The sequence below is a fragment of the Pseudomonas fluorescens genome (assembly GCF_001307155.1).
GTDB classification, from domain to species: domain Bacteria; phylum Pseudomonadota; class Gammaproteobacteria; order Pseudomonadales; family Pseudomonadaceae; genus Aquipseudomonas; species Aquipseudomonas helvetica.
This window is the reverse complement of record NZ_CP012830.1, coordinates 1,900,287-1,925,864: the sequence shown is the minus strand read 5'-3', so window position 1 is coordinate 1,925,864 and position 25,578 is coordinate 1,900,287. Positions and strand designations below refer to the sequence as shown.

The 25,578-nt window shown below is 60.0% G+C and carries 21 protein-coding genes; 16 read left to right on the top strand and 5 right to left on the bottom strand.

The window, feature by feature from the left end:
• Window positions 1–45: 45 nt before the first annotated feature.
• From AO353_RS08750 to gcvH, 5 genes are all read left to right on the top strand, one after another.
• Complete coding sequence (locus tag AO353_RS08750; RefSeq protein WP_173859941.1) at window positions 46–1,263, top strand: 2-octaprenyl-3-methyl-6-methoxy-1,4-benzoquinol hydroxylase; 1,218 nt, start codon at window positions 46–48, stop codon at window positions 1,261–1,263.
• A gap of 157 nt (window positions 1,264–1,420) precedes the next feature.
• Window positions 1,421–2,422 carry an extracellular solute-binding protein gene (locus tag AO353_RS08745; protein WP_054594566.1) on the top strand — a complete coding sequence of 334 codons (1,002 nt, stop codon included), beginning with the start codon at window positions 1,421–1,423 and terminating at the stop codon, window positions 2,420–2,422.
• A 196-nt stretch (window positions 2,423–2,618) separates the two neighbouring features.
• Window positions 2,619–4,235 carry an ABC transporter permease gene (locus AO353_RS08740; protein ID WP_054594565.1) on the top strand — a complete coding sequence of 539 codons (1,617 nt, stop codon included), beginning with the start codon at window positions 2,619–2,621 and terminating at the stop codon, window positions 4,233–4,235.
• 155 nt (window positions 4,236–4,390) lie between these two features.
• Window positions 4,391–5,473, top strand: coding sequence for a glycine cleavage system aminomethyltransferase GcvT (gene gcvT, locus AO353_RS08735; RefSeq protein WP_054594564.1), 1,083 nt, complete (start codon window positions 4,391–4,393; stop codon window positions 5,471–5,473).
• Between the two features lie 51 nt (window positions 5,474–5,524).
• Window positions 5,525–5,908, top strand: coding sequence for a glycine cleavage system protein GcvH (gcvH, locus tag AO353_RS08730; RefSeq protein WP_054594563.1), 384 nt, complete (start codon window positions 5,525–5,527; stop codon window positions 5,906–5,908).
• A gap of 103 nt (window positions 5,909–6,011) precedes the next feature.
• Here gcvH and AO353_RS08725 read toward each other — a convergent pair whose 3' ends face one another.
• Window positions 6,012–7,151 carry a DegT/DnrJ/EryC1/StrS family aminotransferase gene (locus AO353_RS08725; RefSeq protein ID WP_054594562.1) on the bottom strand — a complete coding sequence of 380 codons (1,140 nt, stop codon included), beginning with the start codon at window positions 7,149–7,151 and terminating at the stop codon, window positions 6,012–6,014.
• 154 nt (window positions 7,152–7,305) lie between these two features.
• On the opposite strand from AO353_RS08725, the gene gcvP reads away from it, so the two are divergent.
• Window positions 7,306–10,179: an aminomethyl-transferring glycine dehydrogenase gene (gene gcvP / locus AO353_RS08720; protein WP_054594561.1), complete on the top strand. Its 2,874-nt coding sequence runs from the start codon at window positions 7,306–7,308 to the stop codon at window positions 10,177–10,179.
• A 263-nt stretch (window positions 10,180–10,442) separates the two neighbouring features.
• On the opposite strand, the gene AO353_RS08715 is transcribed toward gcvP, so the two are convergent.
• From AO353_RS08715 to AO353_RS08705, 3 genes are all read right to left on the bottom strand, one after another.
• A complete protein-coding gene (locus AO353_RS08715; protein WP_054594560.1) occupies window positions 10,443–10,787 on the bottom strand; it encodes a DUF2388 domain-containing protein in 345 nt (114 codons plus the stop codon).
• 97 nt (window positions 10,788–10,884) lie between these two features.
• Window positions 10,885–12,666 (bottom strand): GspE/PulE family protein, encoded by a 1,782-nt coding sequence (locus tag AO353_RS08710; RefSeq protein WP_054594559.1) that lies wholly within the window; start codon window positions 12,664–12,666, stop codon window positions 10,885–10,887.
• Between the two features lie 139 nt (window positions 12,667–12,805).
• A complete protein-coding gene (locus tag AO353_RS08705; protein WP_054594558.1) occupies window positions 12,806–13,144 on the bottom strand; it encodes a hypothetical protein in 339 nt (112 codons plus the stop codon).
• A gap of 125 nt (window positions 13,145–13,269) precedes the next feature.
• On the opposite strand from AO353_RS08705, the gene AO353_RS08700 reads away from it, so the two are divergent.
• On the top strand, window positions 13,270–13,740 hold the full coding sequence (locus AO353_RS08700) for an Lrp/AsnC family transcriptional regulator (protein WP_054594557.1): 471 nt from the start codon (window positions 13,270–13,272) through the stop codon (window positions 13,738–13,740).
• A gap of 185 nt (window positions 13,741–13,925) precedes the next feature.
• Here AO353_RS08700 and AO353_RS08695 read toward each other — a convergent pair whose 3' ends face one another.
• Entirely contained in the window at window positions 13,926–15,293 is a 1,368-nt protein-coding gene (locus AO353_RS08695) for an inorganic triphosphatase (RefSeq protein WP_054594556.1), read from the bottom strand.
• Window positions 15,294–15,451: 158 nt separating this feature from the next.
• On the opposite strand from AO353_RS08695, the gene argE reads away from it, so the two are divergent.
• The 9 genes from argE to ssuB all read left to right on the top strand — a co-directional run bounded on the left by argE (window position 15,452) and on the right by ssuB (window position 25,566).
• Window positions 15,452–16,600, top strand: a complete 1,149-nt coding sequence (argE, locus tag AO353_RS08690; protein WP_054594555.1) for an acetylornithine deacetylase — start codon at window positions 15,452–15,454, stop codon at window positions 16,598–16,600.
• Window positions 16,601–16,738: 138 nt separating this feature from the next.
• Window positions 16,739–18,037 carry an amino-acid N-acetyltransferase gene (argA, locus tag AO353_RS08685; protein WP_054594554.1) on the top strand — a complete coding sequence of 433 codons (1,299 nt, stop codon included), beginning with the start codon at window positions 16,739–16,741 and terminating at the stop codon, window positions 18,035–18,037.
• 535 nt (window positions 18,038–18,572) lie between these two features.
• Window positions 18,573–19,898 carry an OprD family porin gene (locus tag AO353_RS08680; RefSeq protein WP_054594553.1) on the top strand — a complete coding sequence of 442 codons (1,326 nt, stop codon included), beginning with the start codon at window positions 18,573–18,575 and terminating at the stop codon, window positions 19,896–19,898.
• Between the two features lie 291 nt (window positions 19,899–20,189).
• Window positions 20,190–20,828, top strand: a complete 639-nt coding sequence (locus tag AO353_RS08675; RefSeq protein ID WP_054594552.1) for a peroxiredoxin — start codon at window positions 20,190–20,192, stop codon at window positions 20,826–20,828.
• Between the two features lie 312 nt (window positions 20,829–21,140).
• The gene (gene ssuE / locus AO353_RS08670) at window positions 21,141–21,734 is read left to right on the top strand and encodes an NADPH-dependent FMN reductase (protein ID WP_054594551.1); all 594 of its coding nucleotides are present in this window, start codon (window positions 21,141–21,143) and stop codon (window positions 21,732–21,734) included.
• A gap of 89 nt (window positions 21,735–21,823) precedes the next feature.
• The gene (locus tag AO353_RS08665) at window positions 21,824–22,792 is read left to right on the top strand and encodes a sulfonate ABC transporter substrate-binding protein (protein WP_054594550.1); all 969 of its coding nucleotides are present in this window, start codon (window positions 21,824–21,826) and stop codon (window positions 22,790–22,792) included.
• 25 nt (window positions 22,793–22,817) lie between these two features.
• The gene (gene ssuD, locus AO353_RS08660; protein WP_054594549.1) at window positions 22,818–23,966 is read left to right on the top strand and encodes an FMNH2-dependent alkanesulfonate monooxygenase; all 1,149 of its coding nucleotides are present in this window, start codon (window positions 22,818–22,820) and stop codon (window positions 23,964–23,966) included.
• Window positions 23,967–23,974: 8 nt separating this feature from the next.
• Window positions 23,975–24,763: an aliphatic sulfonate ABC transporter permease SsuC gene (gene ssuC, locus AO353_RS08655; protein WP_019694158.1), complete on the top strand. Its 789-nt coding sequence runs from the start codon at window positions 23,975–23,977 to the stop codon at window positions 24,761–24,763.
• Window positions 24,760–25,566: an aliphatic sulfonates ABC transporter ATP-binding protein gene (gene ssuB, locus AO353_RS08650; RefSeq protein ID WP_054594548.1), complete on the top strand. Its 807-nt coding sequence runs from the start codon at window positions 24,760–24,762 to the stop codon at window positions 25,564–25,566. The genes ssuC and ssuB overlap by 4 nt, the downstream gene beginning before the upstream one ends.
• The last annotated feature ends 12 nt before the right edge of the window (window positions 25,567–25,578 follow it).

Here is a 25,578-nt window from a genome sequence, read left to right as displayed (position 1 = left end):
TACGTGCGGCTCACGCCGCAAGCGAGACAGGCTTAAAGCATGGAAATGCGCGCAGATCTGCTGATTGTCGGGGCCGGAATGGTCGGGAGCGCGTTGGCGCTGGCGTTACAGAACAGCGGGCTGGAAGTCCTGCTGCTCGACGGCAGCCCCATGAGCGTCAAACCCTTCGATGCGCAGTCGGCATTCGAGCCTCGAGTGAGCGCCTTGTCGGCCGCCAGTCAGCGGATTCTGGAGCGTCTGGGGGTGTGGGACGGCGTTGTCAGCCGGCGTAGCAGCCCTTATTCCGACATGCACGTCTGGGATGGCAGCGGCACCGGGCAGATTCACTTCTCGGCCACCAGCGTCCACGCCGAGGCACTCGGGCATATCGTCGAAAACCGGGTGGTGCAGGATGCGCTGCTCGATCGCCTGCATGATTGTGACCTCGGCCTGCTGGCCAATGCGCGTCTGGAGCAGATGCGCCGTTCCGGCGATGACTGGCTACTGACGCTGGCCGATGGCCGCACGTTGCGCGCACCGCTGGTGATCGCGGCGGACGGCGCCAACTCGGCGGTGCGTCGTCTCACCGGTGTCGCGACTCGTGAGTGGGATTATCTGCATCACGCCATCGTCACCAGTGTTCGCAGCTCGCTGCCGCATCAGATGACCGCCTGGCAGCGTTTTACCGATTACGGCCCGCTGGCATTCCTGCCCTTGGAGCGGGATGGCCAGCAGGACTGGTGCTCGATCGTCTGGTCGACCACCCCGAGCGAAGCCGAACGCCTGATGGCGCTGGATGACGAAGGTTTCTGCCGAGAGCTGGAGCGCGCTTTCGAAGGGCGTTTGGGCAAGGTGCTAAGCGCCGACCCGCGACTTTGCGTGCCGTTGCGCCAGCGCCACGCCAAGCGCTATGTGGCCGAAGGCCTGGCGCTGATCGGCGATGCCGCGCACACCATTCACCCGCTGGCCGGGCAGGGCGTCAACCTCGGTTTCCTCGATGCCGCAGTGTTGGCTGAAGTGCTGCTGCAGGCAGCCAGCCGTGGTGAGCGCCTGGCGGACGTGAAAGTCCTCAGCCGCTACGAGCGTCGGCGCATGCCGCACAACCTGGCGTTGATGGCAGCGATGGAAGGCTTTGAGCGTTTGTTCCAGGCCGATCCGTTGCCGCTGCGCTGGTTGCGTAATACCGGGTTGAAAATGGTCGACCAGATGCCCGAAGCCAAGGCGCTGTTTGTGCGCGAAGCGCTTGGATTGATCGGGGATCTGCCGGCATTGGCCAAGGCCTGACAGTTTGTATCAGTGCTGATGCCCTCATCGCGAGCACATTCACCAACAATCTCCGACGGTGCAACATCTGGTAACTCCTCCAGGGCGGGATCGGTTGAGAAGCTAAATGTGAGTCCTTATCATTTCGACTCATTTTTGATTTCGAGAGACCGCTCCCATGTTGGCACCGAAGCGTCTACTGACAGCCCTCGCCCTGACCCTGGTCGGCACCACCGCCCAGGCTGCCGACGAGGTGGTGGTCTACTCCTCGCGTATCGACGAGCTGATCAAACCGGTCTTCGATGCCTACACCCAAAAAACCGGCGTAAAGGTGAAATTCATCACCGACAAGGAAGCGCCGTTGATGCAGCGCATCAAGGCCGAAGGCGAGAATGCCACCGCCGACCTGCTGCTGACCGTCGATGCCGGCAACCTTTGGCAGGCCGAGCAAATGGGCATCCTGCAGCCGTTCACTTCCAAGGTGATCGACACCAACATCCCGCTGCAATACCGCGCCGCGTCTCACGCCTGGACCGGCCTGAGCCTGCGGGCGCGGACCATCGCCTATTCCACTGACCGGGTAAAACCTTCGGACCTGAGCACATACGAAGCGCTGGCTGACAAGCAGTGGGAAGGCCGGCTGTGCCTGCGTACTGCGAAGAAGGTCTATAACCAGTCGTTGACTGCAACCCTGATTGAAACCCACGGCGCGGAAAAAACCGAAGAGATCCTCAAGGGTTGGGTGCGCAACCTGTCCACAGACGTGTTCTCTGACGACATCGCCGTACTGCAAGCGATCAGCGCCGGGCAATGCGACGTCGGTATCGTCAACACTTACTACTATGGCCGTCTGCACCAGCAGAAGCCGGATCTTCCGGTCAAACTGTTCTGGCCGAACCAGGCCGACCGTGGCGTACACGTGAACCTGTCGGGCATTGGCCTGACCAAACACGCCCCGCACCCGGAAGCCGCCAAGGCGCTGGTGGAATGGATGACCACACCTGAAGCGCAAAAGATCTTCGCCGACGCTAACCAGGAATTCCCGGCCAACCCGGCGGTGAAACCGTCCGCGGAAGTCGAGGCCTGGGGCACGTTCATCCCGGACACCCTGCCGGTTGAAGTGGCTGGCCTGCGTCAGGCCGAAGCCATCCGCCTGATGGACCGCGCCGGCTGGAACTGACTCACCGCAATTGTGGCGAGGGAGCTTGCTCCCGCTCGAGCGCGAAGCGGTCGTAATATTGGCTGACACGCTTTGACTGAAGAAATGAAGTAGCTGACCAAGGGCTGCTTCGCAACCCAACGGGGGCAAGCCCCCTCGCCACAAAATGGGGCCGGCTGCATTACTGCGTCGGCTCCGCACTTTTTAGAGACTTTCCTTGGCCCATCCCGCCCAACGCCGTTGGTATCCGCTGGTTTTCGTCGTTGCCGCTCTGGTGCTGCTGCCACTGAGTGTGTTGCTGCTGTCGTGGCAAACCGTCGATATGCAGATCTGGTCGCACCTGTGGGACACCCAGATGCCACGCCTGCTGGGTAACACCTTGACGCTGATCCTCGGCGTCGGGATTGGTGTAACGCTGTTGGGCGTGAGCCTGGCGTGGTTGACCAGCCTCTGCGAATTCCCCGGGCGACGTTGGCTGGATTGGGCGCTGATGTTGCCGTTTGCGATCCCGGCCTATGTGCTGGCGTTCGTTTTTGTCGGCCTGCTGGATTTCGCCGGTCCTGTGCAAACCCTGCTTCGCGAGTGGTTTGGCAGCGGCTTGCGATTGCCGCGCGTGCGCTCCACCGGTGGGGTGATTCTGGTATTGGTGCTGGTGTTCTATCCCTACGTCTACTTGCTGGCACGCACAGCGTTTCTGGCCCAAGGCAAAGGCCTGATGGAGGCTGCACGCGTGCTCGGCCAATCACCGTGGCAAGCATTCTGGCGCGTGGCCTTGCCGATGGCCCGGCCGGCAATTGGTGCCGGTGTGGCCTTGGCATTGATGGAGACGCTGGCGGATTTCGGCGCAGTGTCGGTGTTCAACTTCGACACCTTCACTACGGCGATCTACAAAACCTGGTACGGCTTTTTCAGCCTGTCGAGCGCCGCACAACTGGCCAGCCTGTTGCTGCTGGTGGTGATGTTGCTGCTGTACGGCGAGCGGCGAGCGCGTGGAGCCAGCCGGGCGAGCAACGAGCGGCCACGGGGCAAGGCGCTTTATCACCTGCGCGGGTTCAAGGCTGTAGCCGCCAGCAGTTGGTGCGGGCTGGTATTTGCCTGCGCGTTTGTCATTCCATTGCTGCAACTGGTGGCGTGGTTCTGGCAGCGCGGGCGCTTCGACCTGGATGAGCGTTACGCCGGGCTGATCATCCATACGTTGTACCTGGGCGCCATGGCTGCGCTGATCACCGTCAGCGTCGCGCTGTTGCTGGCATTTGCCCGGCGCCTGGCTCCGACCCGGACGATTCGTTCCGGGGTCAGCCTGGCCAACATTGGCTACGCCTTGCCCGGATCGGTGCTGGCGGTATCAATCATGCTGGCGTTCAGTTACCTGGACCGTGAACTGGTGGTGCCGCTATCGGACTGGCTTGGCGGCGCGGGCAAACCGTTGCTGCTGGGCAGCCTGTCGGCGCTGTTGCTGGCGTATCTGGTGCGCTTTATCGCGGTGGCCTACGGGCCGTTGGAAAATAGCCTGGCGCGGATCCGTCCGTCGTTGCCAGAAGCTGCACGCTGTTTGGGTGTCAGTGGGCCACGACTGTTTTTCAAAGTGTATCTGCCGTTGCTGCTGCCCGGCACGTTGAGCGCGGCGCTGCTGGTGTTCGTCGATGTGCTCAAGGAAATGCCCGCAACCTTGCTGATGCGCCCGTTTGGCTGGGACACGCTGGCGGTGCGGATCTTTGAAATGACCAGCGAAGGCGAGTGGGCGCGGGCGTCGTTGCCGGCGCTGACACTGATTCTGGTGGGCCTGTTGCCGGTCATCGGCTTGATTCGACGTTCGGCACATCAAAACGGCTAGGTGCCAGTCCTACACCTTGCGGCTACAATGCGCGGCATTCGGTGCGGATCGTCCTTCAGACCGGGTCGCTGAAATAGGCTGAAAGCCTTCTACTTCAAGGCTTTCAACCATACAGCGCCTGTCCGTACCTTCGCCACGCCCGGAAGGAGAAACCCATGGGACAGCGTACGCCTCTGTATGACCTTCATCTCGCACTTGGCGCGAAGATGGTCGATTTTGGCGGTTGGGATATGCCATTGCATTACGGCTCACAGGTCGAGGAACACCATCAGGTGCGCCGCGACTGTGGGGTTTTCGATGTTTCCCATATGACCGTGATCGATGTCAGCGGCCCCCAGGCCAAGGCCTGGCTCCAGCATTTGCTGGCCAATGATGTCGAGCGTCTGCACAGCGTCGGCCGTGCCTTGTACAGCACCATGCTCAATGAGCGGGGCGGGGTGGTCGACGACATGATCGTTTATCGCCTGGAAGATGCTTACCGCCTGGTGGTGAACGCCGCCACCCGTGATCAGGACATGGCCTGGATGCAGGCCCAGCTCGGCAATTATCAGGTGCAACTGCACGAGCGCCGTGAGCTGGCGATGCTGGCGATTCAAGGTCCGCAGGCGCGGCAAAAGATCGCCGAACTGGTGACCCAGTCCCGTGGCACTCTGATCCAGCAACTCAAACCGTTTGAAGGTCACTGCGACGGCGACTGGTTCATCGCCCGTACCGGCTACACCGGCGAAGATGGTCTGGAGATTGCCCTGCCGGCCGATCAGGCGCCGGGATTCTTCAACGATCTGGTCGGTGCAGGCATATCGCCCATTGGCCTCGGCGCCCGCGACACGCTGCGTCTTGAGGCCGGGATGAACCTCTATGGCCAGGATATTCATCAGGATGTCTCACCGCTGGCTTCCAATATGGCCTGGAGCATTGCCTGGGAACCGGCCACTCGTCAGTTCATTGGCCGGGCCGCGCTGGAGGCTGAACGGGCAGCAGGGGTGAAGCAAAAACTGGTTGGTCTGGTGCTCGAAGAGCGCGGGGTTTTACGTGCCCATCAGGTGGTTCGCATCGCTGATGTTGGCGAAGGAGAGATCACCAGTGGTAGTTTCTCTCCTACGCTTAGCAAATCGATTGCCCTGGCGCGGGTGCCGATGGCAACGGCCGACCGGGCAGAAGTGGAAATTCGTGGCAAGTGGTACCCGGTTCGGGTAGTCAAACCGACCTTCGTGCGTCATGGCAAAACCCTGATCTAACTTTTTCTGGCGGGCCAACACCGCTGACATTTCTTCTTGAGGACACAGAACATGAGTGAAATTCCTGTAGACCTGCGTTTTGCCGAAAGTCACGAATGGGCCCGTCTGGACGAAGATGGCGGCGTAAAAGTCGGTATTTCAGACCATGCTCAGGAAGCCTTGGGCGATGTGGTGTTCGTCGAGCTGCCGGAAATCGGCAAAGTCTTCGCTGCCGGTGAAGCGGCGGGCGTAGTCGAGTCGGTCAAGGCCGCTTCGGATATCTACTCGCCGGTCTCCGGTACAGTCATTGCCGTTAACGAAGAGTTGGCCAACAGCCCGGAGCTGGTCAACAGCGCGCCATACGACAGCTGGTTCTTCAAACTCGAGCCAACGGATACCTCCGAGCTGGACAAGTTGCTCGACCCGACTGGCTACAAGCACGCCATCGGCGAGTAATGCTCGCCCCGTAGGAGCACGGCTTGCCGGCGATAGCGCTCTCAAGATCGCCATCGCCGGCAAGGGCTAGGCGCCCCCCCCCGCTCCTACAAAAGCGTTGCTCTCAAGCCTGCAATACAGCCTTCACCGCCGCCACTGAACGCTCGACATCACTTTTGCTCATGGCCGTGAACATCGGTAGCGAGACGATCAGGCGACCGACACGCTCGGACACCGGGAACATGCCTTCCTTGAAACCGCGTTCGCGGTAAAGACTCAGCAGGTGGATCGGCGGGTAGTGGTAGCCGATGCCGACGCCCAGTTCCTGCATTTGCTCCATGAAGGTCGCACGGGCCGGTTTGCCGTCCTTGCGCTCTGGCAGTACCAGTTGGAACAAGTGCCAGTTGCTGTTGGTGAAGTCTGCCGGTGGCAGCTGCGCACCGTATTTGGCCTCGAAATCGCTGCCGAAGCAGGCGAAGTAATGCTTGGCCAGTTCACGGCGGTGAGCGGTGATGGCTTCGATGTGGGCGAATTGGCCCAGGCCAATGGCTGCTGCCACGTCGGTCATGTTGAACTTGCCGCCCAGCACATCGACGTCCAGGCCGTCGAAGCCGGTACGGGTCACGCCTTGCAGGCGATACTTCTCGGCCAGTCGCACTTCTTCAGCGTTGTTCAATACCAGGCAGCCACCTTCCGAGGAGGTGACGTTCTTGTTCGCCTGGAAGCTGAACGACACGAAGTCGCCGGTGGAGCCGATGCGCTGACCATTCCAGCTCGAACCCAATGCCTGGGCGGCGTCTTCGATAATGCGCAGGCTGTGTTTCTTGGCGATCGCGTACAGGCGGCTCATGTCCACCGGCAAACCGGCGAGGAACACCGGGATAATGGCCTTGGTACGCGGGGTAATGGCCGCTTCGAGCTGGTCCAGGTCGATGTTGCGGGTGATCGGGTCGATATCGGCGAACACCGGGGTGGCGCCGACTTCGAGAATCACGTTGGCCGTGGCGACCCAGGAAATCGGCGTGGTGATGACTTCGTCACCGGCGCCGATCCCGGCGATGCGCAGGGCGATCTCCATGGTGCAGGTTCCGGAGTTGAACGTGCGCACCGGACGGCCGCCAAAAAACTCCGAGAGCTGGGCTTCGAACGCCTGCACCTTGGGCCCGCTGGTGATCCAGCCGGAGCGCAAGACATCGCCGACAGCGGCAATTGTGGCTTCATCGATAGTAGGTTTGGAAAACGGCAGAAAAGGCAGTTGGCTCATGACGATCAGTGCACCCGATTGGCTGACGGTAGATATATGCGCCGCACATGATGAGCCTGATTGAGCAAAGACGCCATGCCGAGTGCACAGGGGGAGCTATGCTGCTGTGATCGAGTTGCATCGACGTCGAGCGCCATTCAAGAGAGAGCCCGTCATGTCCCAGTTGCCATCCTTGAGCCAGTTACGAGACCCGAATGCCTTTCTGCGGCGCCACCTGGGGCCGGACACCGCCGAGCAGCAGGCGATGCTCGACAGCCTCGGGCTCGGCAGCCGCGTCGAGCTGATCGAGCAGACGGTGCCGCCGGGAATTCGCCTCAATCGCGTACTGGACTTGCCGCCTGCGCTCGATGAGGAGGCCGCGCTGGCAAAGCTGCGCGGCTATGCCGAACAGAATCAGGTCTGGACCAGCCTGATCGGCATGGGTTACCACGGCACCCTGACGCCCGCGGTGATCTTGCGCAACGTGCTGGAAAATCCCGGTTGGTACACCGCTTACACGCCCTATCAGCCGGAAATTGCTCAGGGGCGACTCGAAGCGTTGCTCAATTTCCAGCAATTGACCATCGACCTGACGGGCCTGGAACTGGCCAACGCCTCGTTGCTCGACGAAGCCACGGCGGCGGCTGAAGCCATGGCGCTGGCCAAGCGTGTCGCGAAGTCGAAAAGCAATCTGTTCTTCGTCGACGAAAATTGCCATCCACAGACCATTTCCGTGGTGAAGACCCGCGCTGAAGGTTTTGGCTTCGAACTGATCGTCGACACTGTGGATAACTTGAAACAGCACCAGGTGTTCGGCGCACTGCTGCAGTATCCCGATACCCATGGCGATATCCGCGACTTGCGCCCGCTGATCGATCACTTGCATGCGCAGCAGGCGCTGGCCTGCGTTGCGGCTGATCTGCTGAGCCTGTTGTTGCTGACGCCGCCAGGTGAAATGGGCGCAGACGTGGTCTTCGGCTCGTCCCAGCGCTTTGGTGTGCCGATGGGCTACGGCGGCCCTCACGCTGCGTTTTTCGCCAGCCGCGATGAATTCAAACGAGCGATTCCCGGGCGGATCATCGGCGTTTCGAAAGATGCTCGCGGCAACGTCGCGCTGCGCATGGCCCTGCAAACCCGCGAGCAACACATCCGTCGCGAGAAGGCCAACTCGAACATCTGCACGGCCCAGGTGTTGTTGGCCAACATCGCCAGTTTTTATGCGGTCTACCATGGCCCGCAGGGGCTCAAGCGCATTGCACAACGGGTGCACCGGCTAACGTGCATTCTCGCCGCCGGGCTTGAGCGCAACGGCATCACCCGGCTCAACCAGCACTTCTTCGACACCTTGACCCTGGAAGTCGGCGGCAGCCAGACCGCAATCATCGACAGCGCCAAAGCGGCGCAGATCAATTTGCGGATTCTTGGGCGCGGGCAGGTTGGCTTGAGTCTCGACGAGAGCTGCGACGAACGCACGGTGGCGAAGCTGTTTGATGTGTTCCTGGGCGCTGATCACGGGCTTGATGTTGCCGAGCTGGATGGCGAACCGCTGGTCTCCGGGATTCCCGAAAGCTTGTTGCGGACCACCTCGTACTTACGCCATCCGGTGTTCAACGCTCATCACAGCGAAACCGAGATGCTGCGTTACCTCAAGCAACTGGAGAACAAGGACCTGGCGCTCAACCAGTCGATGATTCCGCTGGGCTCCTGCACCATGAAACTCAATGCCAGCAGCGAGATGATCCCGATCACCTGGCCAGCGTTCGCCAACCTGCACCCCTTTGCGCCGAAAGAGCAGGCGGTGGGTTATTCGCTGATGATCAGCGAACTGGAAAGCTGGCTCTGCGCGATCACCGGTTTTGATGCGATCTGCATGCAGCCCAACTCCGGCGCCCAAGGTGAATACGCCGGGTTGCTGGCGATCCGCAAATACCATGAAAGCCGTCAGCAAGGCGCACGTGACATCTGTCTGATTCCCGCGTCTGCTCACGGCACCAACCCGGCCTCGGCGCAGATGGCCGGGATGCGGGTGATGATCGTCGACTGCGACGATGCCGGTAACGTTGATCTCGATGACCTGAAAGCCAAGGCGACGGCTGCCGGCGACAAGCTTTCCTGCCTGATGGCCACTTACCCTTCGACCCATGGGGTGTATGAAGAGGGCATCAGCGAAATCTGTGAAGTTATCCACAGCCATGGCGGTCAGGTGTACATGGACGGCGCCAACCTCAATGCACAGGTCGGGTTGGCTCGCCCGGCGGATATCGGCGCCGATGTCTCACACATGAACCTGCACAAGACCTTCTGCATTCCCCATGGCGGAGGCGGGCCGGGGATGGGGCCGATTGGGGTGCGGGCGCATTTGGCGCCGTTTGTTGCCAATCACCCGGTGGTGCCGATCGAGGGACCCCATCCGCAGAATGGCGCAGTCAGCGCGGCGCCTTGGGGCAGTGCGAGCATTTTGCCGATCAGCTGGATGTACATCGCGATGATGGGGCCGCAGTTGGCGGATGCCAGTGAAGTGGCGATTCTTTCGGCCAATTACCTGGCAAAACATTTGTCCGGTGCGTTCCCGGTGCTCTACACCGGGCGCAACGAGCGGGTGGCGCACGAATGCATCCTCGACTTGCGACCGCTCAAGGCGCAAACCGGTATCAGTGAAGAAGACGTCGCCAAGCGACTGATGGATTACGGTTTCCATGCACCGACCATGTCTTTCCCGGTGCCGGGTACGTTGATGGTCGAGCCTACTGAAAGCGAATCCAAGGCGGAACTGGATCGCTTTATCAGCGCGATGCTGAGTATTCGCGCGGAAATTGCCGAGGTGCAGAATGGCAATTGGTCTGCCGAGGACAATCCGCTGAAACGCTCTCCGCATACGTTGGCGGACATTACCGGCGTCTGGGATCGGCCCTACAGCATCGAACAAGCGGTGACCCCGGACGCGCACACCAGGCTGCATAAGTACTGGCCGACGGTGAACCGCGTGGACAACGTTTACGGGGATCGCAACCTGTTCTGCGCCTGCGTGCCGGTGGACGAATACCGCTGAGAGATACCACTTGCGTGAGCGCAGTGATTGCCCACCTGCGATACATAGTTGTGGCGAGGGAGCTTGCTCCCGCTCGGCTGCGCAGCAGTCGTGAAGCTGGTACACGCGTTCTACCTGAAGGTATGTGGTGTCAGGTTTTGGGGCCGCTTCGCACCCCAGCGGGAGCAAGCTCCCTCGCCACGAGTGTTGCGTCCCACCGGTTTCACAAATGAACAGGCAAAAAAAATGCCGCTCTTGAGAGCGGCATTTTTACAGCAACAGAATTATTCCGGGGCGACCGCGTTCTTGGCGAGGATTGCGTTGGCCAATTCCATGTCGGTAGCCTTCAAACCCGGGTTGTCGGCACGGACTTTCTGCATGGCGGACTCCAGGTACGGACCACGGATATTGCCGTCACTGGCCACGAAACTGCTGGCGTCGTCCTGAGCGGCAACGACCAGCTTGTGATCCCTGGAGGTCAGGTAGGTGGACGCGGTGGTCGCACCTGAGGAAATAACTTCTTGCAAGATGCCGTCGTGGTCATGGTCACGGCCACGGTCATGGGCCATTGCTGAACCGATAGACAGGGAAAGCAAGGCAAACGTAGCGGCAGCAAGTTTAAAACGCATTATGGGTGACTCCAGTGGGATTTCTGGCGGGTTGGATTGCCAATACCCCAAACGAGTTCCGTAGCGTTCATCGGCGCGTTAGACCAGGATACCCCTCCTATTTCTGCTCGCTCTGCGGCGTCACTCGCAGCACCTCTTCAATCGTCGTCAGCCCCGCCGCCACTTTTTGCGCACCCGACAGCCGCAGGCTGCGCATGCCTTCCTTGAACGCCTGGCGACGGACGGCGAGCAGGTCGGTGTCGGGGTTGATCAGGGCTTTGACACTGTCGGTCATTTGCATGATTTCGTAGACCCCGGCACGTCCGCGATAACCGGTGTCGCGGCACTCCAGGCAGCCAATCGCGCGTTGGGCGTTGCCTGGCAGCGGTGCTTGCCAGGGACGGGTCAAGGTTTGCCAGTCGTCTTCGCCCAGCGTCAGCGGTGCCTTACAATGCGGGCACAGCGTGCGGACCAGACGTTGCGCCATGACTCCCAGCAGGGTGGCTTTGATCAGGTAATGCGGCACGCCGAGTTCCAGCAAGCGGCTGATGGCGCTCGGTGCGTCGTTGGTGTGCAGGGTCGACAACACCAGGTGCCCGGTGAGTGCCGCTTGAATGGCCATTTCGGCGGTCTCGAGGTCGCGGATCTCGCCGATCATGATGATGTCCGGATCCTGTCGCATCAGTGCGCGCACACCGCTGGCAAAGGTCAGGTCGATGTTGTGCTGGACCTGCATCTGATTGAACGCCGGCTCGACCATTTCGATCGGGTCTTCGATGGTGCAGAGGTTGACCTCTGGCGTCGCGAGTTTTTTCAGTGTGGTGTAGAGCGTGCTGGTCTTGCCCGAACCGGTCGGCCCGGTGACCAGAATGATGCCGTTGGGCTGGCGGGTCATGTCCTGCCAGCGGCGCAGATCATCGGCGGAAAACCCGAGCTGGTCGAAGTCCTTGAGCAGCACTTCCGGATCGAAGATCCGCATGACCATTTTTTCCCCGAATGCCGTGGGTAGCGTCGACAGCCGCAATTCTACTTCGCCGCCGTCCGGAGTCTTGGTCTTGACCCGGCCATCCTGGGGTTTGCGCTTTTCTGCAACGTTCATCCGCCCCAGGCTCTTCAGGCGACTGACGATCGCCATGGTCACCTGCGGTGGAAATTGATAGACGTTGTGCAATACGCCGTCGATGCGAAAGCGCACGGTGCCTTGCTCGCGCCGTGGTTCGATGTGGATATCACTGGCGCGTTGCTGGAAAGCGTACTGGAACAACCAGTCGACGATGTTGACGATGTGCGCGTCGTTGGCGTCCGGTTCCTGATCGCTGGCGCCGAGGTTGAGCAACTGTTCGAAGTTGCCCAGGGTGTTCATTTGCTGATCGGCATTGGTCGCGCCGCTGACCGATTTGGCCAGGCGGAAGAATTCCACGCTGAAGCGCTGGATATCCGCCGGGTTGGCCACTACCCGTTTGATCGGCAACTGTAGAACGTGGGTCAGGTCGGCTTCCCAGCTGCGCACATAAGGCTGCGCGCTAGCGACAGTGACGGCGTCGCGGTCGATCGCTACCGCGAGGATCTTGTGGCGCTGGGCAAAGGCGTAAGACATCAGCGAGGTAATTTGCGCGACGTTTATTTTCAGCGGGTCGATGCGCAAGTAAGGCTGGCCGGCCTGCTGCGAGAGCCACAGGGTCAGGCTTTCCAGATCCAGGCGTTTACCGGGGCGGCTGAGGTCGTCGAGGTGTTGGCTGGCAAGGAACTCCAGCGGGTGCAACTGGCTGTTGCTGGCATTGCGGCGAGTGGTCAGCGCGTGTTCGGCCGAGTCCTGGCTGATGAAGCCTTGGGCGACCAGTTCGCGCAGCAGGTCATTGAGATCCAGCCAGCGATCCTGAGTGGCGAGTTGAACGGGCATCCGGGCTCCTTATGGAAACGATCCTGCACGTATGGTGTAGACAGGTGCGTCTCTGACCACAGATGCCAAGAATAGTCCCCGCAGGACCGGCCGTTCGGTTGTCGGCCGATTCATCGTTGCGAGTCTTTACCGGAACGCTTCAGCCGGCGGCCTGTGCAGGCTGAACCCATTGCGAATCAGCTGCTTGCAGTTCCACCGAGCAGACACTGATCAGGTTACGTAATTTTTCCGCGATGACCTGGGCGCGGTGCCAGCTCAGGCCGTCCATGACGATACCGATCGACAGCAGGTCGTCGTCGCGCAGCACATTGACCTGCTGCGGAACCAGAAACTGCAACGCGAACAGATTCAGCGCACGACACAACACGTCCGGTTCGGCCTCGGCCAGCAGTTGGTAGTACACGCGACAATGCGCATTACTGACGTTCCATACATCGGCGCGGGTAGGGGTGTTGCTGACGGCTTCGAGCGGGGGCATGGTCGGTCTCCAAAACACTGGAGAAATTTTTACATTTGGTACCGGGTATTTCTTATCTATGATGGAGTTAATTGGCTTTCAATCGACTTATTCAATTCTCAAATAATGTCTTTACGGGTTTTTCTATGCATAGCGAGCTTGACGCGTATGACCGCCGGATTCTGGCACTGCTGCAAGAGGATGCCTCGCTTTCCAGTGCGCAGATTGCCGAGCAGGTCGGGTTATCGCAGTCGCCGTGCTGGCGGCGTATTCAACGAATGAAGGAGGAGGGGGTTATTCGCGGGCAAGTGACCTTGCTCGATCGCAAGAAAATCGGCCTCAACACGCAAATCTTCGCCGAGATCAAACTCAACGCCCACGGGCGTTCGAACTTCACGGAGTTCACCGAGGCGATTCGCGGTTTTCCGGAGGTGCTGGAGTGTTATGTGCTGATGGGCGCGGTGGATTTTCTGTTGCGGATCGTCACGGCAGACATCGAAGCCTATGAGCGCTTCTTCTTCGAGAAGCTGTCGATGGTGCCGGGGATTCAGGAGGTCAACTCGATCGTGGCCTTGTCGGAGATCAAGTCCACGACGAGTTTGCCGGTGTTGCGCTGAGGCGGTGTGAGTGTGTGGCGAGGGGGCTTGCCCCCGTTGGAGGCCGCAGGACTCCCAAACCCGACCAACGCGGTGAATCAGGCATTACACGGACACCGGGTTTGCGGCCGCTGCGCAACCGAACGAGGCGGTGCGGCGTTCCGACAAGCCCCCTCGCCACAGGTATTCACTCGCCTCAGGTGGGATTACATACGCAACAACATCTTCCACGCGCGGTTCTGATACACCGCAATCGCCTGCTGCTTGCGTGCGTCCAGCACTTCGTCGGTGATCGGCTCGTTGGCCAGTTGCGCGAGTTTGTTCAGTTCACCGTACAGGCGATCCATTTCCGGGATGTCCAGCACGTTGCGGGCATGGTGCAGCCAGGCCTGGATGCGTTCAATACGCGGCAGTTGCTCGGCCAGGTCTTCCGGCTGTTGCTGATAGCGCTGCAATTGCAGGGACGTCGCTTCTTCGCCCAGCAGGCGCGGCAACCAGTTACCCAGTTGTGCAGCACCTTGGCGATTGCCGCGAACGTTGCGATCGGCAGTCCAGGTGCGGGCCAGCAACCAGCGCGAGGTGTTCAGCGAGAACTGGCCCCAGCGCGGGTCTTCGAGTTCTTCAAGGAACTGCTCCGGCGCGGCTTTGCGCACGTCTTCGTCGTCCAGGCCAGCCTGAACCAACGGACGCCAGTCTTCCAGCAAGGCATCCAGCGCCACGCGCAAGTCGTGAGTCGACTGACGCGGAGCGGCTTGACCCAGGCTGCTGAGCAGCGCACGCAATTCAGCCAGGTTTTCGACCCAGTCCTGCAGCAGGCGCCAGTGGCCGTTGAAGCGATATTGCTCGGCCAGACGCTGGCTGCTGCCCAGCAAGTGCCAGCTCAATGCGGCGAACGCGTCGTCCAGCGGCAGTTCGAAGGTCAGCTCCGGCGCCGGCAGGCTCAACGAATAGCTATTGGCGTCGAACAGGCGGTAGCCGCGCTCGGCCTTGCTGATATCGCACGGCATCAGCGCCAGGGTCGCGGCCAGTTCGGCGGCCAGTTCCAGCAATGCCGCGGGCTCGCCTTCGCGCAGCTCCAGCTCGAGTTCGCAGATCTCTTCTTTCTGCTTGCCGGCAATCACGTGGCCCAGGTCCAGCGCGGCTTCGATGACCACTTTGGTCTTGCCACGGCCCCAGGCGATTTCTGCGCGTTCGCGCACGAAATCAGTGGTGAAAATGGCCTTCAGGGTTTTCTTGTCCAGTTCGGCCAGCTCTTCGGGCCAGCATTCGCCGTCGAGTTTTTTCACATCGAGCTTGGCTTTGGGCAGATTCCAGTCGTATTCGTTACGCTCGGACAGACCGGCGACACTGTGACCACGGGTCTTGAGCGTTTGAATGACTTCTTCGCCATCGCGGCGCAAGCGCAGGGCGACCTTGGCGCGGGCCAGGTCACGTTCTGGCGTGTCGAAGTACTGGTTCATCAACTCACGGCGTTCCCAGCCACTTTTGTTGCGTTTTTTCAGTAGCGGGTGCTCGCGCAGGGCGGCGAGGGTTTCGCGGCTGACGCGGAGTTTGATTTCGGTTTCTTTCTGCATGGCCGGAAAATCCAGGATCGGGAGCGCAGCCGGGGGAATGTGTGGCTGCCAAGGCCGTGCAGTGTACAGCACTCATTAAACCTACGCGCCGCGACGGTTTATTCCTGCCGCAGGATGGCTCTATGATGAGGGTTCATCTTGGGAGTTGGGAGTCAGCGATGCCTTTGCCGTCCATGAAAGATCAGTTCGCTGCACTGATCGCCGCACCGTCCGTCAGTTGCACCCAACCCAGCCTCGATCAATCCAATCGCGCGGTCATTGATTTGCTGGCGACCTGGCTCGGTGACCTGGGCTTTTCGTGTGATATCCAGCAAGTCAGCCCCGGCAAATTCAACTTGCTCGCCAGTTTTGGCAGCGGTCCCGGCGGGCTGGTACTGGCCGGGCACAGCGACACGGTACCGTTCGACGGCGCACTGTGGCAGACCGATCCGCTGAAACTGACCGAAGTCGATGGTCGCTGGGTCGGCCTCGGCAGTTGCGACATGAAGGGTTTTTTCGCGCTGGCCATCGAAGCCGTGTTGCCGCTGCTGGACAAACCGTTCAAGCAGCCGCTGATGATCCTCGCCACCTGTGACGAAGAAAGCTCCATGGCGGGTGCCCGGGCCTTGGCTGCTGCCGGCCGTCCATTGGGCAGGGTAGCGGTGATCGGTGAGCCAACTGGCTTGAAACCGATCCGTATGCATAAAGGCGTGATGATGGAACGCATCGACATTCTCGGTCAGAGCGGCCATTCGTCCGACCCGCGCCTGGGCCATAGTGCTCTGGAGGCCATGCACGATGCGATGGGCGAGTTACGCGGCTTGCGCCTGCAATGGCAGCGCGAGTTTCACAATCCGCAGTTCAGCGTGCCGCAACCGACACTGAATTTCGGCTGCATCCACGGTGGCGACAACCCGAACCGAATCTGCGGTCAATGCTCGCTGGAATTTGACCTGCGGCCCTTGCCGGGCATGGACCCGAACGCATTGCGTGCGGCGATCCGGCAGAAACTCGAACCGGTCGCCGAGCTCCATCAGGTAAAGATCGATTACGCTCCGCTGTTCCCTGAAGTGCCGCCGTTCGAGCAGGCGGCCGACTCGGAACTGGTGCAGGTCGCCGAAAGACTCACCGGCCACCTTGCCGAAGCAGTAGCGTTCGGCACTGAAGCGCCTTATCTTCAGCGTCTTGGCTGCGAGACATTGGTGCTTGGCCCGGGCGATATCGCCTGCGCCCACCAACCAGGGGAATACCTTGAAATGTCACGTTTGCAGCCTACCGTGCATCTATTACGTCAACTGATCGAACACTACTGCCTGACCCCGGCTTGATAAATCCCGGGGCACCCAACCTGTATTCATGAGGAGAACGCGCGTGTCGCCAAGCCTGTTCCGACGATAACCACCAGCCCGCTGTGCGTTTTGCTTCGTCCTTTTTATCGGCTGCTATTTGTTACAGGCGCAGGTGTTATGCCCGAATACGTTAACTGGCTTCGTCACGCTTCCCCTTACATCAATGCTCACCGCGATTGCACCTTCGTCGTCATGCTGCCCGGCGACGGCGTCGAGCATCCGAACTTCGGCAATATCGTCCACGACCTGGTGCTGCTGCACAGCCTGGGTGTGCGGCTGGTATTGGTTCACGGTTCGCGTCCGCAAATTGAAACCCGTCTCGCCGCACGTGGCCTGACTCCGCATTACCACCACGGGATGCGCATCACCGATGCGGCGACCCTGGAGTGCGTGATCGATGCGGTGGGGCAACTGCGCATTGCCATCGAAGCACGCTTGTCGATGGACATGGCGTCTTCGCCGATGCAGGGCTCGCGTCTGCGGGTGGCAGGCGGCAATCTGGTGACCGCACGGCCGATCGGTGTGCTCGAAGGTATCGACTATCACCACACCGGCGAAGTGCGTCGGGTCGACCGCAAGGGCATCAACCGTTTGCTGGATGAGCGCTCTATCGTATTGCTGTCACCGCTGGGCTACTCGCCGACCGGGGAAATCTTCAACCTGGCCTGCGAAGACGTCGCCACTCGCGCCGCCATCGATCTGGGCGCCGACAAGCTGCTGCTGTTCGGCGCGGACCCGGGGCTGATCGATGAAAACGGCCGTCTGGTCCGCGAGCTGCGTCCACAACAGGTGCCGGCGCACTTGCAGCGTCTGGGCTCGAACTATCAGGCCGAGTTGCTGGATGCGGCGGCCGAAGCTTGCCGTGGTGGTGTGGGCCGTAGCCATATTGTCAGTTATGCCGAAGACGGCGCGCTGCTGACTGAACTCTTCACTCGTGACGGTGGCGGGACGCTGGTGGCCCAGGAGCAGTTCGAGGTAGTACGCGAAGCGGCTATCGAAGACGTCGGTGGTTTGCTGGATCTGATCAGTCCGCTGGAAGAGCAGGGGATTCTGGTGCGTCGCTCACGCGAAGTGCTGGAGCGCGAAATCGAGCAGTTCAGCGTGGTTGAGCGTGAAGGCATGATCATCGCCTGTGCGGCGTTGTATCAGATCGCTGACTCGGATGCCGGGGAACTGGCCTGTCTGGCGGTAAACCCGGAATACCGCCATGGCGGCCGTGGTGATGAATTGCTGGAACGGATCGAGACCCGGGCTCGTGCTCAGGGGCTCAAAACCCTGTTCGTCCTCACTACCCGGACTGCGCACTGGTTCCGCGAGCGTGGCTTTGTGCCCAGCAGCGTCGAGCGCCTGCCGTCGGCCCGGGCCTCGCTGTACAACTATCAGCGTAATTCGAAGATCTTCGAAAAGACTCTGTAACCTGCGGCGCCTAGACTTTGCCCCAGGTACTAACCGACCAAGGTAATGAGTCGATCGTTTCTGCCTTTTTGTTGCCCGTTGCAGTGCTTGCCGGACGGGCGGTAAAAAAAATCACAACGGTATACAAACTGTAACAATTTGACGGGAAGATGCACGTTTCGCCATGATGGCGTCGCTTATTTGATCGTGATTGACGTAAGAGGAATTACGTGAGCACGAATGGAATTAAAGAAGCGTTTGTAAATACCATTTAGGAATTAGCTCATGGGCCGATACCTCAGCATCCGGTTCGGTTCAGGCGTGTTGATCTATATTTCCGAATCGTATGAAAAATGAATAAATAATTCTTTTTGGGTTTATGAGAAATTCACTAACCTGAACGGATCAAACACGGCGATTAGACCAAGGTCGTAGACGTGACTGCTTACGATTGACTTATCGGTCACGGTCTTGCGCTAATCGCGCATCGATGGGAACCGGGGCGTCAGATCCTGGACCAAAGTGCACAAAAATTAGAAACGTAGAGGAGCGAAACATGAATAAGTCCACCTTGGCCCTGGCTGTGGCCGTAGGGGTTTTGGCGCAGCAGGCAAGCGCCGCCGGTTTCATCGAAGACAGTAAGGCGACCCTGGGTCTGCGTAACTTCTACATCAACACCGACAACCGTACCGGCGCCGGCGCGAACAAAAACGAAGAATGGGGCCAAGGCTTTGATCTGCGTTTCATCTCGGGCTACACCCAAGGTACGGTTAAATTCGGCGTTGACGCCATTGGTCTGTACGGCGTGCGTCTGGATTCCAGCCCGGCCAAGAGCGGTAATTCGAGCGGTTCGGCTTCTGGCGGTACGATTTTCCCAAGCAATGGCAACGAAGGTGCAGTTCCAGACTTCGGCAGCCTGGGCTTGACCGGTAAGGTCAAGATCTCCGAGACCGAGCTGAAAATCGGTACCCTGCAACCGAACAACCCGGTCATCAAGTACAACGATGGTCGTCTGTTGCCACAAACCTTCACCGGTGGCGAGATCAAGTCCAACGAGATCAAGGACCTGACCCTGACTGCTGGTGAGATCAACGAGGCCAAAGGTCGTAACTCCAGCAACGACGAAGGTCTGTCGATTGCCGGTGCAAACGCCAGCTCCAACTACGACAAGGGCAAGTTCAGCAACAAGTTCTACTACGCTGGTGCTGACTACAAGATCACCAAGGACCTGACCGCCTCGTACTACTACGGCGAGCTGAAGGACTTCTACTCGCAGAACTTCCTGGGTCTGGTGCACAACTGGTCCATCGGTCCTGGCGTCCTGAAAAGTGACCTGCGCTACTACCGTAGCCGTGACAACGGTGCCAACGGCAACGACAAGAACTTCTTCACTACCGGTTTCTACGGCGACAATACAACCAAAGGCAAGGTCGACAACGACCTGTACAGCTACCTGGCCCTGTACTCGGTTGAAGGTCACACCTTCGGTGCTGGCTACCAGTACACCAAAGGCGACAGCGACTTCCCTTGGCTGAACCAGGGTGACGGTTCCTCGAACAGCACCATCACCGACATGCAGATCCAGAAGTTTGCCCGCGCTGGCGAACGTACCTGGCAAGCTCGCTACGCCTATGACTTCGCCAAGGTTGGCGTACCGGGTCTGACCGCTGGTGTGATCTACCTGCATGGCAACAACATCGACACCCCTACTGGCAGCAAGAGCGAGTGGGAACGTGACCTGAGCCTGGCTTACGTTGTTCCTGAAGGCCCGCTGAAAAACCTCGGCGTTGCCTGGAAAAACGCCATGTGGCGCACCGACGTGGCCACTCGCGACCAGGACGAAAACCGCCTGATCGTCAGCTACTCGATCCCGCTGTTGTAATACCCAGACGTTTGTAACGTCTGTATAAAAAGCCCCGCTCGGCGCAAGCCTGGCGGGGCTTTTGCGTTTCAAGTCGGGCCCACCCCCGCAGGCCCGCCTTCACTTCCCTCTTTGCAGCAACTCAAGGCCTTCTCGAACCCTGGTTCCAAGAGTGATCTTCACTCGGGTATGCGTCCAGTGAATAGATGTTTAATATTCACTTTGGATCTAAATAAATCGATATTTATTCTTTTTAATAGCTGTCGACAATAGGCACAGTAGGCTCATCACGCACTCACCAGGAGCAGCACCATGAGCCTCAGACTGGGCGATATTGCCCCCGATTTCGAACAGGATTCCAGCGCCGGTACCATCCGTTTTCACCAGTGGCTGGGCGATAGCTGGGGCGTGCTGTTTTCCCATCCGGCGGACTTCACGCCGGTGTGCACCACGGAGCTGGGGTTCACCGCCAGGCTCAAGGATGAATTCGCCAAGCGCGGCGTCAAGGCCATTGCACTCTCGGTCGACCCGGTGGACTCGCACCACAAGTGGATCGAAGACATCAACGAAACCCAGAACACCCTTGTCAACTTCCCGATCCTCGCCGACGCCGACCGCAAGGTCTCCGATCTCTATGACCTGATCCACCCGAATGCCAACGACACCCTGACCGTGCGTTCGCTGTTCGTCATCGATCCGAACAAGAAGGTTCGCCTGACCATCACCTATCCGGCCAGTACCGGACGCAACTTCCACGAGATCCTGCGGGTGATCGACTCGTTGCAACTCACCGACAACTACAAAGTGGCCACCCCGGCTAATTGGCAGGACGGAGATGAAGTGGTGATCGTGCCGTCGTTGAAGGATGAAGAGGAAATCAGCAAACGCTTCCCTAAAGGCTACCGCGCAGTGAAACCATACCTGCGCCTGACGCCACAGCCGAATCGCTAATTTGAAATACCACCCCTGTAGGAGCAAGGCTTGCCCGCAATGAGAACGACTCGGTGTTTCTGTCGTCAGGGATGACGTCATCGCGGGCAGGCCTTGCTCCTGCAAGGGTTTGTCCGTATCCACAAAGCAGGGGATTTCAGGCCGTTTCGACGGCCTTTTTTTTCGCCAGGAAAACGTTTTTCTGCATATGCATTTAAAGAATAAATACATAAATAAATATGATTTATGGATATATAAATCAACTGGTAAGGTCTGCCCATTGTCGCGAGATCGCACACTGCGAATCGCCGGAAACGCTTAAGGAATAGCCGCATGTTGGTCGTCTCACTCGGAGGAAGTCCCAGCCAACGCTCCCGCTCCGGGGTGCTGCTGGATCGCTCCCAACGCTGGTTGCAGCAACAAGGCGTAGAGGTGGTGAGTTATCAGGTACGGGACTTCCCGGCCGAAGACTTGCTGCACGCGCGCTTCGACAGCCCGAAGGTGGTCGACCTGCTGCAACAGATTGAAAACGCTGATGGCTTGTTGATTGCCACGCCGGTCTACAAGGCGTCGTTTTCCGGCGCACTCAAAACCGTGCTGGATCTGCTGCCGGAGCGCGCCCTGAGCCACAAGGTTGTACTGCCCATGGCCACTGGCGGCAGCATCGCCCACATGCTGGCCGTGGATTACGCGCTCAAGCCGGTGCTGTCGGCGCTGAAAGCCCAGGAAATGCTCCACGGGATTTTCGCCGAAGACAGCCAGATCGCTTACGGCGAAGGCAGTGCGCAGGCGCAGTTGTCGCCGGCACTGGAGCAGCGCTTGGTTGAGGCGCTGGAGCAGTTCTTCAGTGCCATGGCCCGTCGGCCAAAACCACTGGACCCAAACCTGTTGAATGAACGTTTGTTGAGTGCTCGCTGGAGCATTTAAGCCTTACCCGAATTTGATGTACTCGCCTTACTCGCCCGCTAACGGGCAAGCAGGTGCAGCCAAAACCCTACTGCAAAAAGGAGAGCGCTATGCGCACTGTCATTTTGCGTCGTGGTCTGGTCGCTCTGTTTGCTGCGGCTGTGTCCTTCGGCGTCATTGTTCAAGCTCAAGCGGCCGAGACCTTGCGAATCGGCTATCAAAAGTACGGCACCCTGGTGCTGCTCAAAGCCCGTGGCTCGCTGGAGAAACGCCTCGGCGCCCAAGGCATCAGCGTGCAATGGACGGAATTCCCCGGCGGCCCGCAACTGCTCGAAGGGCTGAACGTCGGCTCGATCGATTTCGGCGTGACCGGTGAAACTCCACCGGTGTTCGCTCAGGCGGCCGGTGCCGACCTGCTCTACGTCGCTTACGAGCCACCCGCGCCAACCAGCGAAGCGATCCTGGTGCCGAAAGACTCGGCGATCAAATCGGTGCAGGACCTCAAGGGTAAGAAAGTCGTCCTCAACAAAGGCTCCAACGTGCACTACCTGCTGGTACGCGCACTGGAAGATGCCGGCCTCAAGTACACCGACATTCAAACCGTATTCCTGCCACCGGCCGATGCCCGTGCGGCGTTCGAACGCGGCAGCGTCGATGCCTGGGTGATCTGGGACCCGTACCAGGCTGCCGCCGAACAACAACTGCATGCACGCACCCTGCGCGACGGCATCGGCATCGTCGACAACCATCAGTTCTACCTGGCGACCAAGCCTTACGCCGAAAAACATCCGGCCGTGATCAAGGCCCTGGTGGAAGAAGTCCGCACCATCGGCGAATGGTCCAAAGCCAACCCTGAAGAATTCACGCAACAAGTCTCGCCGCTGCTCGGCTTGCCGGCAGACATCACCCTGACCGCAGTGAAGCGCCAGGGCTTCGGCGCGCATCTCCTCACACCGCAAGTGATCGCGGCCCAGCAGAAAATTGCCGACAGCTTCTACCAGCTCAAATTGATTCCGAAACCCTTGAGCATCAAAGACGTGATCTGGACGCCACCGGCAGCCGTTGCCACTGCGCCGTAATTCGATTTCCTTAGGAGACCACTCCATGAGCCTTAATATTTTCTGGTTCCTGCCTACCCACGGCGACGGCCATTACCTTGGCACCGCCGAAGGCGCTCGCGCCGTCGACCACGGTTATTTGCAGCAAGTCGCCCAAGCGGCGGATCGTCTGGGGTTCGGCGGGGTACTTATACCCACCGGCCGTTCATGCGAAGACTCGTGGCTGGTGGCTGCATCGCTGATTTCGGTCACCCAGCGCTTGAAGTTTCTGGTCGCGTTGCGCCCCGGGATCATTTCCCCGACGGTGGCTGCGCGCCAGGCAGCGACCCTGGATCGCTTGTCCGGAGGGCGTGCGCTGTTCAACCTGGTGACCGGTGGTGATCCAGAAGAACTGGCCGGCGATGGATTGTTCCTCAGTCACGAAGAACGCTATCAGGCCTCGGTGGAGTTCACCCGGATCTGGCGTCGGGTGCTGGAAGGCGAGACGGTCGACTACGACGGTCAGCACATCAGCGTGAAGGGCGCGAAATTGCTCTATCCGCCGATCCAGCAACCGCGTCCGCCGCTGTACTTCGGTGGCTCCTCGGAAGCGGCTCAGGATCTGGCAGCCGAGCAGGTCGAAATGGTCCTGACCTGGGGTGAGCCACCGGCCGCCGTCGCCGAGAAAATCGAACAGGTACGCGCCAAGGCCGCGAAGCTCGGACGCACCGTGCGCTTCGGCATCCGTTTGCATGTGATTGTCCGCGAAACCAACGCTGAAGCCTGGCAAGCGGCGGATCGATTGATCTCCCATCTGGACGACGACACCATCGCCCGCGCCCAAGCCTCGTTGGCGCGCTTCGACTCGGTCGGCCAGCAGCGCATGGCTGCTCTGCACGGCGGCAGCCGCGACAATCTCGAGGTCAGCCCGAACCTCTGGGCCGGCGTCGGTCTGGTGCGTGGCGGTGCCGGCACCGCATTGGTCGGCGATGGCCCAACCGTGGCCGCGCGGGTCAAGGAATACGCAGACCTGGGCATCGATACCTTTATCTTCTCGGGCTACCCACATCTGGAGGAATCGTATCGGGTCGCGGAGTTGTTGTTCCCGCACCTCGACATCGAGCGTCCCGAGCTGCCGAAAAGCGCCGGTTACGTCAGCCCGTTCGGCGAGATGGTCGCCAACGACATTCTTCCCAAAGCCGCGTCCCAGAGCTGAGGCGCGCCATGAAAAGGGAAAAGCTTATCCACAGCCTCGCGCCGTGGGCCTTGCCGGTGCTGCTACTGGCGGTGTGGCAGTTGTCGGTGTCGGCGGGCTGGTTGTCGACACGGATTTTGCCGGCCCCCAGCGCGGTGATCGAGGCGGGCGTGAGCCTGGTGCGCAGCGGCGAAATCTGGAAACACCTGGCGATCAGCGGCTGGCGCGCCGGCATTGGTTTTGTGATTGGCGGCGGTATCGGTCTGGCCTTGGGTTTCATCACTGGCTTGTCGAAATGGGGCGAACGCCTGCTCGACAGTTCGGTGCAGATGATCCGCAACGTGCCGCATCTGGCGCTGATTCCGCTGGTGATCCTCTGGTTCGGGATTGATGAGTCGGCGAAGATTTTCCTGGTGGCGCTGGGGACGTTGTTCCCGATCTACCTCAACACCTATCACGGCATTCGCAATGTTGACCCGGCTCTGGTGGAGATGGCGCGTAGTTATGGCCTGTCCGGTTTCAGCCTGTTCCGTCAGGTGATTCTGCCGGGCGCGCTGCCGTCGATTCTGGTGGGCGTGCGCTTTGCCCTGGGCTTCATGTGGCTGACCCTGATCGTCGCTGAAACCATCTCCGCCAGCTCCGGCATTGGCTACCTGGCGATGAATGCCCGGGAGTTCTTGCAGACGGATGTGGTGGTGCTGGCGATTGTTTTGTACGCGGTGCTCGGCAAATTGGCCGACCTTGCGGCGCGTGGTCTGGAGCGGGTCTGGTTGCGCTGGCATCCGGCCTATCAAGTGGTTAAGGGCGGTGCAGCATGACGGCGCAACAACCTCCACGCCTGCTGCGCGGAATTCCGCTGGTGGTGCGCAAGCTGCAAAAAACCTTTGGTGCACGGCAGGTGCTGCGCGAGATTGATCTGCACATTCCGGCCGGTCAGTTCGTGGCCGTGGTCGGTCGCAGCGGCTGCGGTAAAAGTACCTTGCTGCGTTTACTGGCGGGCCTTGATCAACCCACGGATGGTGAGCTGTTGGCCGGTTCCGCGTCACTCGATGAGGCGCGCGAAGACACCCGGTTGATGTTTCAGGAGGCGCGTTTGCTGCCTTGGAAAAAGGTCATCGACAACGTCGGCCTCGGGCTCAAGGGCGATTGGCGCCAGCAGGCGCTGGACGCACTGGATGCCGTGGGCCTGGCAGATCGCGCCGATGAATGGCCGGCCGCATTGTCCGGCGGGCAGAAGCAGCGGGTGGCCTTGGCGCGGGCGCTGATCCATCAGCCGCGCTTGCTGTTGCTCGATGAACCGCTGGGCGCACTGGATGCACTGACCCGGATTGAAATGCAGCAACTGATCGAACGCCTTTGGCAACAGCACGGTTTTACTGTGTTGCTGGTGACCCACGACGTCAGCGAGGCGGTGGCGATTGCCGACCGGGTGTTGCTGATCGAAGAAGGCGAAATCGGCCTCGACCTGCAGGTCGAACTGCCGCGCCCTCGAGTCCGTGGTTCCCATCGGCTGGCAGCGCTGGAAACCGAGGTGCTCAACCGCGTGCTGTCACTGCCGGGTTCACCGCCGGCGCCGGAACCTGTTTCACCCTTGCCCACGCAGTTGCGCTGGGCTCACTGACCCAATGTTCTC